At 47.0% G+C, this 636-nt stretch carries 1 protein-coding gene; it reads right to left on the reverse strand.

Going from position 1 to position 636, the window contains the following annotated elements:
• The coding region (locus R7Q48_RS28375; RefSeq protein WP_318133659.1) for a superoxide dismutase family protein at positions 1-478 on the reverse strand (478 nt) is incomplete at its 3' end.
• Positions 479-636 lie beyond the last annotated feature (158 nt).

Raw genomic sequence — 636 nt, forward strand, 5'->3', positions numbered from 1 at the left:
CACCTAATTTGGCTGGTTGATCCGAGTGATTGTCCCCACCAGCATGAATCATCAAGGCTCTGCCTTTTAAATCAGACATTTTGAGGCGCGGAGCTAAAACCGGTTGGTTGGCGTTTCCTTCCATGTCGGCGTACAACGCTGGCAGATCGCCAAGATGGTTGCCATCGGACCATGGAAAACCATGTTGGCCAGTATTGTCTGGGTCGTAATGGCCGCCCGCACCGCCACCTACTACGGTTTTACCGTCCTTTTCTGCACTGTCACAGGATGGGTTAGCGTGGACGTGAAAGCCATGTAGTCCGGCAGGAATTCCTGACAGATTCGGCGTGAATACAATTCCGTAGTCACTCTCTGATAATTCCACCGTACCGACGGCTTGGTTAGTACCCAAATCGGTCATGGTGATTGATTGGGCCAACGCGTTTGGTGTCATCACGAAAGCAGCCGCCGCTGAGATGCACAGCAATCCTTTTAACATGCGATTTCCTTCTTTATAAAGTATTCATTTGAGCGTATATCCAAGTGGTTTGTTCTCGCAGCTAAGAGTTAGACCGTACATTTGTTTGAACTACTTTAGATCTCGCTATATATGGTCTAAAAATTAACTGTTCATTTAAACATCAAGCCATTTTATGA

It is taken from the genome of Vibrio sp. 378, from assembly GCF_033339435.1.